At 36.0% G+C, this 17122-nt stretch carries 15 protein-coding genes; 13 read left to right on the forward strand and 2 right to left on the reverse strand.

Annotation, left to right across the window (positions count from 1 at the left end; all coding sequences use genetic code 11):
* The first annotated feature begins 457 nt into the window (after positions 1 to 457).
* The 5 genes from AADJ06_RS05290 to AADJ06_RS05310 all read left to right on the forward strand — a co-directional run bounded on the left by AADJ06_RS05290 (position 458) and on the right by AADJ06_RS05310 (position 8571).
* A complete protein-coding gene (locus AADJ06_RS05290) occupies positions 458 to 2065 on the forward strand; it encodes a M28 family peptidase (RefSeq protein WP_341225362.1) in 1608 nt (535 codons plus the stop codon).
* Positions 2066 to 2296: 231 nt separating this feature from the next.
* Entirely contained in the window at positions 2297 to 2743 is a 447-nt protein-coding gene (locus tag AADJ06_RS05295) for a response regulator (RefSeq protein ID WP_341225363.1), read from the forward strand.
* A 4-nt stretch (positions 2744 to 2747) separates the two neighbouring features.
* On the forward strand, positions 2748 to 6713 hold the full coding sequence (locus AADJ06_RS05300) for a PAS domain S-box protein (protein WP_341225364.1): 3966 nt from the start codon (positions 2748 to 2750) through the stop codon (positions 6711 to 6713).
* A gap of 151 nt (positions 6714 to 6864) precedes the next feature.
* Complete coding sequence (locus AADJ06_RS05305) at positions 6865 to 7545, forward strand: NAD(P)H-binding protein (RefSeq protein WP_341225365.1); 681 nt, start codon at positions 6865 to 6867, stop codon at positions 7543 to 7545.
* Between the two features lie 105 nt (positions 7546 to 7650).
* A complete protein-coding gene (locus tag AADJ06_RS05310; protein WP_341225366.1) occupies positions 7651 to 8571 on the forward strand; it encodes a ClpXP adapter SpxH family protein in 921 nt (306 codons plus the stop codon).
* On the opposite strand, the gene AADJ06_RS05315 is transcribed toward AADJ06_RS05310, so the two are convergent.
* Positions 8572 to 8856: a hypothetical protein gene (locus AADJ06_RS05315; RefSeq protein ID WP_341225367.1), complete on the reverse strand. Its 285-nt coding sequence runs from the start codon at positions 8854 to 8856 to the stop codon at positions 8572 to 8574.
* Complete coding sequence (locus tag AADJ06_RS05320) at positions 8810 to 9586, reverse strand: metallophosphoesterase (protein WP_341225368.1); 777 nt, start codon at positions 9584 to 9586, stop codon at positions 8810 to 8812. Before AADJ06_RS05320 ends, AADJ06_RS05315 begins: the two co-directional genes overlap by 47 nt.
* Before the next feature lie 517 nt (positions 9587 to 10103).
* Between AADJ06_RS05320 and AADJ06_RS05325 the strand changes: the two genes are divergently transcribed.
* The 8 genes from AADJ06_RS05325 to AADJ06_RS05360 all read left to right on the forward strand — a co-directional run bounded on the left by AADJ06_RS05325 (position 10104) and on the right by AADJ06_RS05360 (position 17119).
* Positions 10104 to 12086, forward strand: a complete 1983-nt coding sequence (locus tag AADJ06_RS05325) for a cation:proton antiporter (protein WP_341225369.1) — start codon at positions 10104 to 10106, stop codon at positions 12084 to 12086.
* Between the two features lie 109 nt (positions 12087 to 12195).
* Positions 12196 to 12465 carry a TIGR03643 family protein gene (locus tag AADJ06_RS05330; protein WP_341225370.1) on the forward strand — a complete coding sequence of 90 codons (270 nt, stop codon included), beginning with the start codon at positions 12196 to 12198 and terminating at the stop codon, positions 12463 to 12465.
* A gap of 56 nt (positions 12466 to 12521) precedes the next feature.
* Positions 12522 to 12665, forward strand: a complete 144-nt coding sequence (locus tag AADJ06_RS05335; protein ID WP_341225371.1) for a DUF2256 domain-containing protein — start codon at positions 12522 to 12524, stop codon at positions 12663 to 12665.
* Positions 12652 to 14148 (forward strand): cryptochrome/photolyase family protein, encoded by a 1497-nt coding sequence (locus tag AADJ06_RS05340; RefSeq protein WP_341225372.1) that lies wholly within the window; start codon positions 12652 to 12654, stop codon positions 14146 to 14148. The genes AADJ06_RS05335 and AADJ06_RS05340 overlap by 14 nt, the downstream gene beginning before the upstream one ends.
* Positions 14149 to 14378: 230 nt before the next feature.
* A complete protein-coding gene (locus AADJ06_RS05345; protein WP_341225373.1) occupies positions 14379 to 14957 on the forward strand; it encodes a hypothetical protein in 579 nt (192 codons plus the stop codon).
* Positions 14958 to 15148: 191 nt separating this feature from the next.
* Positions 15149 to 15514: a hypothetical protein gene (locus AADJ06_RS05350; RefSeq protein WP_341225374.1), complete on the forward strand. Its 366-nt coding sequence runs from the start codon at positions 15149 to 15151 to the stop codon at positions 15512 to 15514.
* Between the two features lie 140 nt (positions 15515 to 15654).
* A complete protein-coding gene (locus AADJ06_RS05355; RefSeq protein ID WP_341225375.1) occupies positions 15655 to 16374 on the forward strand; it encodes a DUF2071 domain-containing protein in 720 nt (239 codons plus the stop codon).
* A gap of 181 nt (positions 16375 to 16555) precedes the next feature.
* Positions 16556 to 17119 carry a TetR/AcrR family transcriptional regulator gene (locus AADJ06_RS05360; protein ID WP_341225376.1) on the forward strand — a complete coding sequence of 188 codons (564 nt, stop codon included), beginning with the start codon at positions 16556 to 16558 and terminating at the stop codon, positions 17117 to 17119.
* The last annotated feature ends 3 nt before the right edge of the window (positions 17120 to 17122 follow it).

Genomic DNA, 17122 nt, shown 5'->3' on the forward strand with positions numbered 1-17122 from the left:
CAAGTAGTATCTAAATATTTCAAAGGCGTCTAAAAACATCTAAAAAATAGAATAGGCCAAAATTTGATAACTCTATTTTACATACAGATAATACATAAATTGCTCTCTATAAAAAGTTACTTCCCGAAAAAGTACTATAGTATAGTTAAGATAAAATAAAATCGCTCAAAAAAACCTCATTTTGGAAAACTGGAAATTCGTTCGCTATTATTTATTTGGAATTTATTAGTCATTGAGCTAACAAAAAAATGCAAAAAAGGTAACTTTATCTGCTTATATTGGAAAAACTAAAAAAATGATGCTAATACTAATGGCGTTCATTTTGGACTACAAACCAGCCTTTGTGAAAAAAAACAAAGTTTAATTGAGCTTTTATTTCAAATAACACTATACCTATGTGAAAGCCTTAATTAGCTTTGCAATAATACATTGACAATAACCTTAAAAACTATCCTCCATGAAAAACTACTTACCCATATTAGGCCTTACTCTTTTTATCAGCTGTCAAAATGATGCTTCCTCAGAAGTTGAAGTTAACCAAACTACTATTGGCAATCATATAGAGCGACTAGCTTCCGATGAGTTTTTAGGAAGAAAACCCTTTACCGAAGGAGAGGTAAAAACGGTCAATTATTTGAAAGAAGAATTTGAAAAGCTAGGCGTTTTACCTGGAAATGGCGATAGTTTTTTCCAAGAGGTGCCGATGGTGGAAATTGATGGAATGCCCTCTAAAAACATGGTAATTTCTGGCAAAAATGGAAATTTTAATTTAGGCTATTTAAAAGATTTTGTGGCTACTACTAGCAAGGCGGTAGCTAACGTCAGTCTTGAAAACTCAGAACTTTTTTTTGCTGGTTACGGCATTGTGGCTCCTGAATATGGCTGGAATGATTATGAAGGGGTAGATTGGAAAGGAAAAACAGCCGTAGTTTTAATTAATGACCCTGGTTTTAAGTCAGGTGACTCCACTTTGTTTAAAGGAAACGAAATGACTTATTATGGTAGATGGACATATAAATATGAAGAAGCTGCCAGACAAGGTGCTGCTGGGCTTATCATCATTCACGATACCGAGCCCGCCTCTTATGGTTGGAACGTAGTAGAATCTGGATGGAGTGGTGCTAAATTAATTATTGAGAGTGACCTCCCCCTTTTAGATGTTGAATCTTGGATAAGTGCCGAAAGCACAACCAAACTTTTTGAAGCATCCGCCATGAAGGGGCAAGATTATAAAACACTAGCCCGAAATAAGGACTTCAGCCCAGTCCCTCTTGACCTAAAAGTTTCTGTGAGAATAGAGAATAAAATCAAAAAGGATGTTTCTAAAAATGTAGTTGCCCTAATTCCTGGTACAGACAGAAAAGACGAGTATATCATTTACTCTGCACACTGGGACCATTTTGGTGTAGGTAAGGCCATTGATGGTGATTCTATTTATAATGGAGCCATTGACAACGCCTCGGGGGTTGCAGGTTTATTAGCCATAGCAGAAGCTTTTAAGAAAATTAAGGCGACCAAACGCTCCATCGTTTTATTAGCAGTAACTGGAGAAGAACAAGGATTATTAGGTTCAGCGTATTACGCTGAAAATCCAATTTTCAGTCCTAAAAAAACAATAGCCAATATAAACGTGGATGCTTTAGCCAGCCCTGGAAAAATGAAAGATCTCACAATTACAGGTTATGGTCAATCTGAAATGGACGAATATGCCGAGAAGGCTGCACTAAAACAAAACAGATACATTATTCCAGACCCAGATGCAGAAAAGGGTTATTTCTTTAGGTCAGACCATTTCAATTTCGCTAAAATTGGTATACCTGCCTTGTACGCCAGTGGTTCGCATGAAGGTTTTGATGCAAGTATTGAAGACATTAAAAAGTTTAACGATGATTACATTAAGAATAAGTATCATCAACCCTCTGATGAATACAATGCAGAAACAACAGAATTAAGCGGGGTACAGCAGGATTTGCAACTATTTTTTAACGTTGGACTGAAACTAGGAAATGAAGACTATTTCCCAAAGTGGTATGATGGGAGCGAGTTTAAAGCAGCGAGGGAGTAGCTATAGTTAACTAAACTAAGAATATTTCAACATTCAGAGCTTAATAAAAGACACATTACACTTAACTATTATAAGAGTAATGTGTCTTTTCAATTTACAACGATTATAGCATTAGAGATTTCTTTCATTATTTTTAGTAAAATTTTGAAAGCTTGGCTTAAAAAAGCCTAAACATAATTTATTGGCTAAACCTAAAATCTACTTTAATTTGCCGATTATTTCACCCGATTAATGAATACGACAAAGCTCAATATTTTACTAGCAGATGACGACGAAGACGATTGTGAGTTTTTCAGCGATGCTCTAAATGAAATATCACCACTGTCTTCTCTCACTATTTTAAATGATGGCGTTCAGCTAATGAATTTCTTAGCTGTGGAATCAGAAAGTTATCCCGACGTTATTTTTCTCGACCTGAATATGCCTAAAAAATCAGGAATGGAATGTATTACTGAAATCAAGGCAATAGACAAACTGAAAAACATTCCAATAGTTGTCTCTTCAACTTCTTTAGACAGCGATGTGGTAAACACGCTCTATGAACTAGGAACTCATTTTTATATCAAAAAACCTGGAGCTTTTAATGTCTTAAAAAAGGTAATTAATGAAGCTCTTGTTTTAATTAGTGTTAGCAACTTACAGCAGCCATCTAGCGATAAATTTGTAATCCAACCTTAGATATATGAACACCAAATATAGCTTTTTACAAGGTGGTGGAAAAATGGGCGAGCTCATTAGAGCCAAAGATTGGAGTAAAACTCCATTGGGAGAGCCAAAAACATGGCCTCTAAGCTTACGCTCTCTTATACCTGTAGTGCTAGAGAACCCATTTGGAATGTATATAGCCTGGGGTAAAGAGTATACGCAAATTTATAACGAAGCTTGTGGACCTATCCTAGGCACCACAAAACATCCTAAAGCCTTAGGTTTAAGCACTAGAGAGACTTTTTCAGAGGTATGGCATATTATTGATGGCATGTTTGAAAAGGTAATGAAAGGGGAAGCCATTGCTCATAGAGATTTTAAACTTCAACTAGACCGTAATGGTTATTTGGAAACATGCTATTTCGATTTGGCGTATAGCCCTATAAAACAAGAAAGTGGTGAGGTTGGCGGTGTATTGGTAACCGTTATCGAAACTACTAACAAGAGAAAAGCTGAAGAAGAACACAACGAAAGTAAAAATGAGTTAGAATTTGTCATAGAGTCTGCTCAGTTAGGAATATTTGATTACAATCCGCTTACTAACAAATTTACTGCAAATAGTAGGCTCAAAAGCTGGTTTGGTTTACCATCTGAAGAGCAAATTGAACTACCAGATGCCATTAACTCTATTTCAGATAGAGAAAGAGAGAAAATCACCTCGGCAATCCAAAAAGCTTTAGAATATTCTTCTGGTGGTTTTTACAATGAAAAATTCAGTGTTATCAATCCTTTTTCTAAAAAAGAAACCATTGTTCATGCCAAGGGTAAAGCTTGGTTTAATGAAGATAAAGTTGCCTATCGCTTAAATGGAACATTAGAAGATGTCACGGAGCAAATACTTGCCAGAAGAAAGAAAATGGAAACGGAGCAACACCTCCGAACCATGGTACTGGAGTCGCCGGTGGGTATCTGTGTAATTGATGCAGAAACGCTAGTAAGTGAAATAGCAAATGAAAGTTTTATTGATATAGCTGGCAAACCTCATGATGCTATTGTAGGAAAGTTTTACTGGGATACTTTTGCGGAAGTAAGAGCAGAATACGAAACAGCTCTTGATACTGTCATAGAAACAGGGAAGCCATTTAATGCCAATGAAGAAGAGGTAATACTCATACGCCATGGTAGAGAAGAATCAATATATTTAACCTTTGTTTATTCTCCTTTAAAAGATGAAAATGGGAAGGTTATAAAAGTTGCCGTTTGGGTGCTTGAAAACACTATGCAAGTAGAAGATCGCAAAAAAATAATGGTGAGCGAGAATAATCTTAGGCTCATGATACTTCAGGCACCTATGGCTATTTCTATTTTTCGTGGAGATGAATATAAGGTGGAAATTGCAAATAAATATGCCTTAGAACTTTGGGGAAGAACGGAGGAACAAGTTCTAAACATATCAATTTTTGATTCAATGCCCGAGCTTAAAACGCAGGGAATAAAAGAAATGCTAGATGGAGTTTCTAAAACTGGAAAACGCTTTGCTACATCCGAACAACCTATTAAATTAAAGCGAAAAGGTCAATTAGAAACTATTTATATCAATTTCTCTTATGAAGCCATTTATGATGGCGATGGAGAAATAAACGGTATCATGGCCATAGGCTTTGATGTAACTCAGCAGGTAGTAGCTAGAAAGAATGTGGAAGAAAGCGAGCACAGCATTAGAACATTGGTAGAGAATGCTCCTTTCCCTATTGGCGTATATGAAGGCGAAGAAATGCGAATTTCACTTGCCAACCAATCCATTATGGACGCATGGGGCAAAGGTAATGATGTGATTGGTAAGTTATACTCCGAAGTATTACCAGAGCTAGAGAATCAAAAAATCTATGAACAAATTAGAGGTGTATTAAAAACTGGGGTAACCTTTCAGGCAGTCAACGAAAGGGTTGACTTAATTAAAGATGGCACATTAAAACCATACTATTTCAATTACAATTTCACCCCACTATTTAATACGGCAGGCGAAGTATATGCGGTAATGAATACTGCCGCTGACGTTACAGAGCTAAACGAAGCTCAACAAAAAATAGAAGAAAGCGAAAAAAGATTCCGAGATTCTGTTCGTCAAGCACCACTTGGAATTGTCATTTTACGTGGCCCAGATAATATTACTGAAATGGCCAATGAAAGCTATTTGCAAATAGTGGATAAAACGAAAGAAGAGTTTGTAGGTAAACCGCTCTTTGAAACGCTACCCGAAGTTAAAGAGACCATAGCACCAATCATTGCTAATATTTATAAAACAGGTAATGCCTTTTACGGCAACGAATTTCCTATCAAACTAAAACGTCATGGAGGAACCGTAACCGCTTATTTCAATTTTGTTTATCAGCCTCTAAAAGAGAACAATGTTATTACGGGTTTGATGGTAGTGGCTACTGAAGTAACTGCCACAGTAACCGCAAAAAACCTCATTGCTGAAAATGAAGAAAAGCTTAAAATCATCATTGACGCTAGTGAACTTGGCGTTTGGGATTATAACATCAAAACAGAAGAAAGTACTTTATCGGAGCGATGCCATGAAATACTAGGTTTCCCTGGCGAGCATGACTTACCGCACACAAAACTAGTAGCTAATCTTCATCCAGATGACTTAGATATTAGAGAAAAGGCATTCCAAAAGGCATTCACCAGCGGTTTCCTTCATTATGAAATAAGAGTAATCTGGAAAGATAAATCGGTCCATTGGATGGAAACCAAAGGGAAAGTGTTTTATGACGCTAAAAACGAGCCCGAAAGAATACTTGGAACAATTAGGGATGTAACCGAAGAAAGGAATTTCCAGCAAGAACTCTTAGAAAGAGAAGAGAAATTCCGTTTACTGGCAGACTCCATGCCTCAGCACATCTGGACTTCAGACCGAGAAGGTAATCTGAATTATTTCAATCAGTCTGTTTTTGACTTCTCAGGTTTAACATTAGAGCAAATAGATAAAGATGGCTGGATACAAATAGTACATCCAGATGATCGAGACGAAAACATTAAACAATGGACCAACGCTATCAAAACAGGAAATGATTTTCTGTGTGAACACAGGTTCCGTAAACATAATGGAGAATACCGCTGGCAGTTAAGCAGGGCTACGCCTCAAAAAGACAACAACGGCATCATTAAAATGTGGGTAGGAAGTAGCACGGATATTCAAGAACAAAAAGTGTTTACTACAGAACTGGAACGTCAAGTAAAAGAGCGAACCAATGAGTTAAATCAAAAAAACATCGACTTAGAAAGTATTAATAAAGAACTACAATCTTTTGTTTACATATCTAGTCATGATTTGCAAGAGCCCTTAAGAAAAATCCAAACCTTTTCTTCTCGAATTTTAGATTCAGAATATGAGACCTTGTCAGATAATGCCAAAAAGTATTTTGCAAGAATGCAGCAGTCTGCAAATAGAATGCAAAACTTAATTCAAGACTTATTTGCCTATTCAAGGACTAGTGTTCAAGAAAGAAAATTTGAAGTAGTTAACCTGCTAGAAATCATCGAAGATATCCAAGAAACCTTAAAAGAAGAATTAGAACAGCATAATGTCAGTTTTGAACTTGTCAACCTTTGTAAAGTAAAAGTTATCACATTCCAGTTTAAACAACTTATAATTAATCTGATAAGCAATTCTATTAAGTTTGCCCGTGTTGAAGAGCCGATGCACATAAAAATTAGCTGTGCAGTAGCCTTGGGTGCCAAGTTTGAAATTGAACAGCTTCTTGATGAAACGGAATACTGTCACATAAGCATTGCAGATAATGGAATCGGTTTTGAACAGCAATACAATGAACGAATATTTGAGGTTTTTCAAAGGCTACATGGAAAAGATAAATACGATGGTACGGGTATTGGACTGGCTATTGTCAAAAAAATTGTAGACAACCATCACGGTACAATCACCGCAAAGGGTGAGCTAAACAAAGGAGCCACATTTAATATTTACATCCCTGTTTAACGTACAAGAGGCAACAAGCTTCACGTATAGACTAAAGAGTAACACCTTTGCGAAGGTAGCATTAGCTGTTTTTCGAAAACTATTTTAAAGTATCATAAGCCTAGCATACCTCACAAACTCGACCATTAAATAATCTCAACACCAAATCGCTATGACATTAAATTCGAAGCCACTCGCCATTGTTATGATGGGAGCTAGTGGAGCAGTGGGTACAGAAGCATTAAAAACATTGCTTCCGCTAAACACCATTACGCAGCTGACATTACTTGGAAGGAAACCAATTGAAAACATTGAGCCTGACTTTGTCAGACAGCACAAAATCGATATTAGTGACTCCAGTTCTTACGAACACTATTTAGCTGGGCATACCGCAGCTATTTGTACTTTAGGTGTGGGCGAGCCATCAAAAATAAGTAAGGAAGACTTTGTCAAAATTGATAAAACAGCCGTATTAGATTTTGCTATGGCGTGTAAAAAAGCAGGCGTAAAGCATTTTGAATTATTGGCTTCAGTAGGTATAAGTGCTACCTCTTCTTCCTTCTATTTACGAACCAAAGGCGAGTTGGTAGAAGAACTAAAAGCACTAAACTTTGAGCGATTAAGCATTTTCCAACCTTCCATGATTTTAACACCAACTAACCGATACGGCATAGCTCAAGCAATTACCTTGAAAGTTTGGCCAGTGTTGCAGCCCTTATTTATGGGGAGCTTACGCAAATACCGTGGTATTAAAGTTAGTGAACTAGGACAAGCAATGGCCAAAAACGTCTTTAACTCAGAAGAGGGCTTTGAAACACTACAGTGGGACCAATTTCATTCCATCAATAAATAGCCTAATAATTTCACTTTTTTTAGCTTTAGAAATGAATTATTTGCTTTGATAATGGTGTTTTTAAAATAATAATAAATTTTCTTTTCACCGCGAGCCGTACACATTATGAGCAAAGGAACCAATCCCCTACTGTGCGATATAGAAACAGGAACTTGTGAAACAGCAGATGAAGGATTAGACACTGTGAGACAAAGCAAAATGAATGCTGCGGACAAGACTATCAAGGTTGTTTATTACACAGACCCTATTTGCTCTTCCTGCTGGGGAATAGAGCCCCAGCTGCGTAAACTGAAGCTAGAATATGGGAGCCAGATTGACATAGACTATAGAATGGGCGGGCTCCTGCCCAACTGGAGTTATAACAGCGGTGGTATATCAAAACCAGCAGATGTGGCTCACCACTGGGACGAAGTAAGCATCCATTACGACATGCCCATTGATGGAGATGTTTGGCTAGAAGACCATTTAGAGTCCTCTTATCCTCCATCCATTGCTTTTAAAGCTGCCCAAATTCAGGATAGAGAAAAAGCCATTCTATTTCTTAGAGAAATTAGAGAAATGGTATTTCTACAAAAGAAAAATATAACCAAATGGGAATATTTAGAGCTTGCTGCCAAAAAGGTAGGCTTAAACGTAACTCAGCTTAAAACTGATTTTGAAGGTAGAGCAAAAACTCTCTTTGAAGAAGATTTAAAACTGGGAAAAGACTTAGGCGTAAGAGGTTTTCCAAGCATCTTTTTTATAGACACTGCAGGTAACAGAGATTTGGTTTACGGCACCAAACCTTATGTATTATACGAAGCTGCCATTCTTAAAATAAACGATACTATTACCAAAACGGAATACCGCAAAGATTCGGAAACACTTTTCTCAAAATATAGCTCACTTACAGCAAAAGAATTTTCCGAACTGTCAGGCACACCAAGAGCTGATAGTGAAACACAGCTAAATGAACTTGCAGCAAAAGGAGCTTTAGACAAACTCACTACTAAAAATGGCTCTATTTGGACTATAAAGTCTATATAATTAGTTGATAAGGTTTCTATCCTTTTCGATCATTGGTAAAAAGTCAATGTCTAAATAGCCGCCGCTTGCATTATCATCCGCCACTATTTGCGGTTTCCCTTTAATAACTTCAATGGAGTTTCTATGAATATGTCCTGTGAAAATGCCGAGTAAATTTGGAGCCTCAAAAACTTCCTTATGAAAGTTAAGTGTAGTTTCCGTATGTCCGCTTTCTGGCCACTTAGGACGTTTTTCTATGTTAAAACCAATCCGTAGCTGCTCCCCAATTCGGGTTACCGCAACCAAAATAAACCCCTTTTCCAGGAGTATACATAGGAATATGTACTAAGAGAACCAATGGAATACCAGTGGCAACCTGTTTTCTAAAAAACTGTAATTGTTCTTTACTTATTTGATAAGTAGAATTGTCAATCGTTAAAAAACGTACACCTTTTATGTCATGAGAAGCCATTAAAGGATTCTTCCCTTGGTATAAGGGTAATAACCTTTTTCCAATCCAAGTATCGCGTATGGTCTCTAAAGAACCCTCCATTCCTTCATAATGCCAATCATGATTACCGGCCGTATAGATATAAGGTATACCCGTGGCTTTCAGTTTTGATTGAACCCATTCTATGGCAGCCTCTGAAGGGAAACTAAAAATATCACCTATCAATGCGATGACATCGGCTTTTTCCTTTTTAGCAAAAGCTAAAGCTTGCTCAAACGCCTCTTCCGGATTTGTCTTTTCGCCTGTCTGAAAATGCCTAGTTTCATTATAGGCTTTCGCCATTCTGCTGCTATACTTTTGATAAGGAATACCTCGCTCATCATCTTTAAACAAATGTGTATCCGCTATATGAACCACTTTTATTGACTCATTAATCACCTCCGAATAAAAGGAAACTTTGTTTTGATCTATAGTAGCACAAACTTTAAAAGGTTTCTTATAGGTAGTATTTGCCCAAGAATTAGAAGTAATTCCTAGCCCAAACAAGCCAGTAGCGGTTTTACTAAAAAAAGATCTACGTTTCATATAAAGTGGTTGGTTGCCTAAATATATTGAAATTCCAGTGAAGAAAATAGGCTACCGAATATTCAGAATGCTATGCCGCTTACCAAAAAATCAGAAGTATTTCCCTAATCATGCTTTCAATTTAAAGAGCGTATTAGCCATACTAATTTGAGCATAAGCAATGGGCAACAAATCAACCAGTCGCTTAAACTTATCCCCTAAGTTTCGCCACTAAGAAATGGCTTTTAAGAACGACTAAATATCCACTTTGAAAAATTCGCTTCAACCCACTTTATTGAAAGAAAAAAATCTATTATAATTATCTACGAAAAAATCTAAATCAGCGTTAAATACGCCATATTCCTGTATTTTTTCTTTTGAGAGAAAGTACAAATCAAGATATTTGATTAAGCTGATAAGACCTTGGCAAGCATCAAATTTAAACGTCATTAAAAGGCTAAATTTTGAATGACAATTTTGCTATTTTATCGTTTAAAAGGACGTATTATATCATAAAATTCTAAATCTAAAATAACTGATGCACATTCCATTATTACAAGATATACTAGTTCTTTTAGGCTTTTCGGTGGTTATCGTTTTTGTGCTGCAAAGACTCAAACTTCCTTCTATTATAGGCTTTTTGCTCACAGGTGTGGTTATTGGTCCTTATGGTTTAAGCCTTATTAATGCTGTAGAGCAGGTAGAAATCTTATCTGAGGTTGGCGTAATTCTATTGCTCTTTGTGATTGGTATGGAATTATCCATAAAGCAGTTAGTCTCTATAAAAAGAACAGTATTTATAGGCGGTTTTCTTCAAGTAGGTCTAACCGTTTTGGTAGCTGGTTTGGTTTATTACTTTCTTGGAAACTCTTGGAATGAAGCCGTTTTTGTAGGTTTTCTATTTTCCTTATCTAGTACTGCGATAGTTCTAAAAACCCTGCAAGACAGGCAAGAAATATCTGCTCCACATGCTAGAAATGCACTAGCCATTCTAATTTTCCAGGATATCATTGTGGTTCCTATGATGCTTATCACCCCTATGATAGCAGGCGAATCTACCAATATTGGCATGAGTATTCTCTCGCTCCTGATAAAATCGGGTGTGGTACTGGCCATTACTTATGTTAGTGCACGTTACGTGGTGCCTAAGCTGATGCATGCCGTGGCTAAAACCAATAGTAAAGAACTTTTCCTTTTGGTTACCATCACTCTTTGTTTTGCGGTAGCTTTTCTAACCTCTGAAATTGGACTTTCGCTAGCATTAGGAGCTTTTATTGCAGGTTTGATTGTTTCGGAATCTGAGTATAGTCATCAGGCCACCAGTATTATTTTGCCTTTTAGAGAGCTCTTTACCAGCTTCTTTTTTGTGTCTGTAGGTATGCTGCTTGACTTGAGCTTTTTCCTGAGCAATATTCCTGTCATTTTGCTTTTGGTTCTAGTCGTATTTGTTGTCAAATCGTCCATTGCTGCCACGGCAGTAGCCATTCTTAAATATCCTGCCAGAACCGCACTTTTAACAGGTTTGTCACTTTTCCAAGTAGGTGAGTTTGCTTTTATACTCTCCAAGGTCGGGATTCAGTATAATTTATTAAGTGTCCAAACCAATCAATATTTCCTTTCGGTTTCCATAGTGTCAATGATATTGACCCCGTTTGTAATCATTTTTTCAGAGAAAATTGCAGGTAGATTTATGGGCATTTCAAAGAAGTTAGGATTAGAAAAAACAGTAGCTTCTGATAATAATATAGAAGAAATAGCCAAAGCAAAACTAGAAAACCATCTGGTAATTATCGGATATGGAATAAATGGGAGCAATTTGGCGAAAGCCGCAGCATCTAGCAACATCCCTTTTATAGTGATAGAGATGAATGCCGAAACTGTAAGACGAGAAAAACGAAAAGGTTTACCGATAATTTTTGGTGATGCCACACAAGACCACATTTTGGAAGCGGTACACCTCTCTACCGCCAGAGCAGTAGTTATAGCCATTTCTGATAATTTTGGAACCCAAACTATCATTAAAAACATTCGGTCACAGTCTGACTCCTTATTCTTGGTGGTAAGAACGAGGTATGTCAAAGAAACCTCTGAATTATTGGCTTTAGGTGCCGACGACGTCATTCCTGAAGAGTTTGAAACATCCATTCAAATATTCGCTCACATTCTTCAAAACTTCCTTGTACCCGAAAGCGATATTGAGCAATTGGTAGAAAAAGTGAGGGCTGATAATTATCAACTATTTAAAGGAGAATTAAAACGGCCAAAAACGTACCGACCAAATAATTTGGCAGACTTTAACATTACCTGCTTACGAATGTCGGCGGATAGTAATAAGTTTTTAGGAGAACCTTTAGACGAATTACACCTCAGATTTGAGTACGGCATAAATATCTTGGGCATAAAGAGAAAGAATGAAATGCTAGAAAGTATTCAGCCAACGGAGGTTTTAAAACAAGGCGACATTTTATACATACAGGGCAGTCAAAGCCAAATAGAACAGTTCCGAAAAATGATTAATTAAGAATTAGCGAAATAAAATCATATAGAATCCTACCAATAATTTTCCATCAAACCTGAAACCGAAACGCTGTATGTGCGTAAGTCATTTTGAAGTTTTAAACTTTTGAAAAATGACAGAAATTGACAAAGATAGAGTAATAGAAATGGCATGGGAAGACCGTACGCCTTTTGAAGCCATTAAAGTACAGTTTGGACTTGCTGAGGCCGATGTAATCAAATTGATGCGAAAAGAGTTAAAAGAAACTTCGTTCAAACTCTGGAGAAAACGTGTCAATAGTGGTGTAAGTAAGAAACATCTACATAAAAGAAGCGATGAAATAAGCCGCTTCAAATCTGCCAGGCAGCGAACCATTTCAAATAATAAAATATCGAAGAGATAAGTGCTGCTCCAGCCTTCACTTTAAATGTCGCATTTTAAATGATATGCATTTCAGTAATGAAAAAGCAAGACCTACCCACCAAAATATGCCCTACTTGTAAACGGCCTTTCACATGGCGTAAAAAATGGGAAAGAGACTGGGAGCACGTAAAATACTGCAGCGAAAGGTGCAAACGTAACAAAGCCAATGAAAGCAATTAACCTTATATTTCCGCACCAGCTCTTTCAGGAAAGCCCTCTTTTAGAGAACAATAATGAGATTTATCTCATTGAAGAATTTCTCTTTTTCAAACAATACCAATTTCATAAACAAAAAATTGCATTTCATAGAGCCTCTATGAAGGCCTACCAAGACTATTTAATAAGCTTAAACAAAACAGTTCATTATTTAGAAGCAGAAAACAAACTTTCAGACATCAGGCAGTTTTATGACGAAATAAAAGACAAGAATATTGACACAATATACTTTGTAGACCCTACAGACGATTGGTTAGAAAAACGGATAAAAACGCTAGGCAACTACTGCAAAATAATAAAATATGAAAATCCACAATTTCTAAACACAACAAAAAGCTTAGCTAACTTTTTTAGGTCAGACAAGAAGTCATTTTTTCAAACTACTTTTTATAAACAGCAACGCAAAAAGCTAAATATTCTTCTGGATAAAGAACAGAATCCATTAGGTGGAAAATGGACTTATGATACCGAAAACCGCAAAAAATATCCCAAAGGTAAAATACCTCCAGCTATTCATTTTCCCGAAAAATCAGACTATTGGGAAGAAGCTGTTAAGTATACCAAGTCTAACTTTTCAGGCTACCCCGGAGGTATTTCAAAGAATAGGCTTTATCCTATCACCCACAAAGAAACCCAAGATTGGTTTGAACAATTTCTAAACCACCGTTTTTATGATTTTGGAATTTATGAAGATGCCATTTTAAAAGAGGCTTCCTTTTTAAATCATAGCCTACTCTCTCCTTTGATGAATGTGGGCCTAATTTTACCTGGAGAAATAGTAGACAGAAGCCTTTCCTTTGCAAAAAAAGAAGACATTCCAATTAATTCTACAGAAGGATTTATTCGTCAAATTATTGGCTGGCGAGAGTTTATTAGAGGAATGTATATTTCCAAAGGAAGTTACTCAAGAACTCGTAACTTCTGGAAATTTGACCGAAAAATACCAGCCTGCTTTTACAATGGCACCACGGGTATTCCGCCTATAGATAATACTATAAAAAAAATACTGGCTACTGGTTACTGTCATCACATAGAGCGTCTAATGGTATTGGGGAATTTTATGTTACGGTGTGAGTTTGACCCAGACGAAGTTTATAGATGGTTTATGGAGCTTTTTATTGATGCCTATGACTGGGTGATGGTACCCAATGTTTATGGAATGTGCTTGTTTGCAGATGGAGGCACCTTTGCTACAAAACCATATATAGGTGGTTCAAACTATCTGAAAAAAATGAGCAACTATCCCAAAGGCGAATGGGAAGCCATTTGGGATGGACTATTCTGGAGTTTTGTAATAAGGAATGAGTCATTTTTCAGTTCAAACCCAAGAACCTCCATGCTTGTTCATTCGCTAAATAGAATGTCAGAAGCAAAAAGAAAATCTCACTTGGAAAATGCTAAGGCCTTTGTAGAGACCAAGCTAACACCTCACAAAAAAAAAGAGTAGCTTTTGTTTTGCCATATCTTACTAAAAAAAACATTTTCGCTGCCGTTCTAAGACTGCAGCTTAGCAGAAATGTTTTAAAGCCTCTGGCTTGACACCACAAGTCTTTCCCCAAGAGCTACAAAAAAACGTTTGACATCCATTAAAAACCAATTAATTTAGTATGGATTTAAGAATGATAACTCCACCTTTTGATTGGGTATAATATGATATCCTTCATTCCAAAAAGTATAATGAAAGAGAAAAGAAACTGGATTTTATATTATGTAGGATTTTATTTACTTCTAGTGACTGTTTTGATATATACGGAAAGAGGAATAAATGTCTACATAGTAATTTTCCCTTTAATATTCTTAGCTATAGATTTTTACTTTCGAGAGATTAGAGAATCAAAAGTTACTTTAAAAAGAAAAGAGAAAGTCCATAATCTTTTAATTGGGAAATATGGAAATGGGAAGAAAACCTCTGAAGGAGACTTGGAATGCTTGATTAAAAACAAAAATATAATCTTCAAATATCATACGAGTCTATCCCATCAGAGTTATGTATTAAACAATTTCCTAACCTTGTATCTGGATATATCAAACATAGAAAGTGATATAAAAAAACTATGCAAAGTTCATTTCTTTTGCGATGAAATTGATTCTAGAGACTGTATTTGCTCGTCTGTCAATTCTTCTCTTTTTAGCAACTCCCTCAAAACATTGGTGGAGAATTCAGAAAACGCTTTGGAGTCAATAATTGAAAAAAGCGATACATATATATGGCAAAAAAGAGAAGAGAAACGAGAGCACAATGAGAGCTATAATTAATATGATATTTGGTGTTTGTCATGTATTAAGCTTGTAGCCAAGATTATACATAGCTTGACATCAAAAAGACATTTCCAAGTACTATTTTACCTCTATTAAAAACCAATTAGTTTAGTGTCGATTTAAGAATTGTATCTGCTCCTTTTGTTCGGATATTCATTCCTTCTGCTTCAAGAAAAATCAATTATGAAATGAATTTTAAACTTGCACAATTAGTACTATTAGGGTTGATAATACTTTCCTGTAATTCTGACTTGAAATTTGATACAGGAAAATGGAAAAACTCCGGTGGCGAAAACATTACCCTCGACACAAGGTTAAACATGACCAAGGATTTAATTGAAAGTCAAATTTTAATAAATAAAAGTGAAAAAGAAATAAGTAAGTTACTTGGTTCTCCTGTTAGAATACACGGTAATGCACTCGAAAACACAAAGTTATTTCCTGTACAAGAAGTATATGGTTGGGGCATTGACCCAGAAAAAATAATTTATATAAAAATCGAATTTAATAAGAAAGGAAAAGTAAACACCGCAGAATTATTTATAACTAAATAATTAAAACGCACCATAAGCCTAATCTTGCAGCTGAGCTTAACCTTTTTAAAGCCTCTGGCTTGATATCAAAAAACTTTTCCAAGTGCTATTTGACATCCATTAAAAACCAACTAATTTCGGGTGCATTAAAAATAAAGTAAATGAGCTTTCTAAAAGCTGAATGGAGAAAACTTGCGATGGCAAATTATGCTATTGATAAAGCCTACCTAACTGAATATGTTCCTTTTGGAACGGAATTAGATTTATGGGACGGAAAATGCTATGCCAGCTTAGTAGGGTTTGTGTTTAAAAACACCAGATTATTAGGGGTTAAAGTCCCATATCACATTGATTTTGAAGAAGTAAATTTGCGTTTTTATGTGAAGAGGTTTGAAAATGGGAAATGGAAAAGAGGAGTTGTTTTTATAAAGGAAATAGTACCAAAAAGGGCTTTGACTTTTATAGCAAATACTTTTTATAACGAAAACTATGAGACTTTACCAATGAGTCATAAATGGAGCGAAAATGAAGATACCAGAATTGTAGAATATAATTGGACCAAATTTGGAAAGGAAAACAGCTTTCAAGTAACCACAAATAGAGAATCTTTGGAGATTGTTTCTGGTAGCGAAACTGAATTTATTACAGAACATTATTGGGGCTACGCAAAAGTAAATAAGGAGAAATCAAACGAATATGAGGTAACGCACCCAAAGTGGAAAGCTTATAAAGTTAAAGACTATAAAATTGATATAGACTTTGGAACAGTGTATGGTAGAGAATTTGATTTTCTTAACGCTAAAAAGCCAAATTCTGTAATGCTTGCAGAAGGTTCAGAAATAACAGTGGAAAATAAAAAGACCATAAAAATGATACTTTGAAAAACCAGCAGACCTTATTTGAAGATTATACTCACCTATAAGGCCTTCCATTATACACTAATTATCAATCACTAAGCGAATCCAATCCCCTCTCCCCTTCCAAGCCTCCCGAAAAAGCATGCTTAAAAAAATAATTACCTAACAATTGTTCGGTAATCAATTTTTGCTTTACATTTGCATCATGAGACCTCAAAAAATATTAGACCAAGACTTATTAATTGCGTTAAGCAAAGTGTTCAGGTCTAAAGGCTATGAAGGAGCCAGTTTAAAAGAGTTGGCAGAAGCTACGGGCTTACAAAAAGCCAGTCTCTATCATAGATTTCCGAAAGGAAAACAAGAAATGGCGGAGTCTGTTCTAAAACATATGGCTAAATGGGTGGAGGATAATATTTTGGCTGCCTTAAATAATGAAAGCGATAGCCTAGAGCTCCGACTAAAAAATGGATTAGCTCATGTAAGAACACTTTATGATGGCGGAAAAGAGACTTGTATTTTCAGAGCATTTTCTATGGAAACTGGCCTAGACTTATTTGAAGAAAGCATTAATGAAGGTTTGAAAGAATGGAAAAATACTTTCACACAATTGGGAATCTCGGCAAACTTGACACCAGAAAAAGCCAATAAAAACGCCATTCAAACTTTGATAGAAATTCAAGGAAGTCTCATTTTAACCAAAGCTCTGAATGATACCAATGTATTTGATAACACTTTATTAAACATAGAAAAGAGGTATTTGAACACCTAATAT

This window comes from uncultured Arcticibacterium sp. (genome assembly GCF_964021845.1).
Taxonomy (GTDB): domain Bacteria; phylum Bacteroidota; class Bacteroidia; order Cytophagales; family Spirosomataceae; genus Arcticibacterium.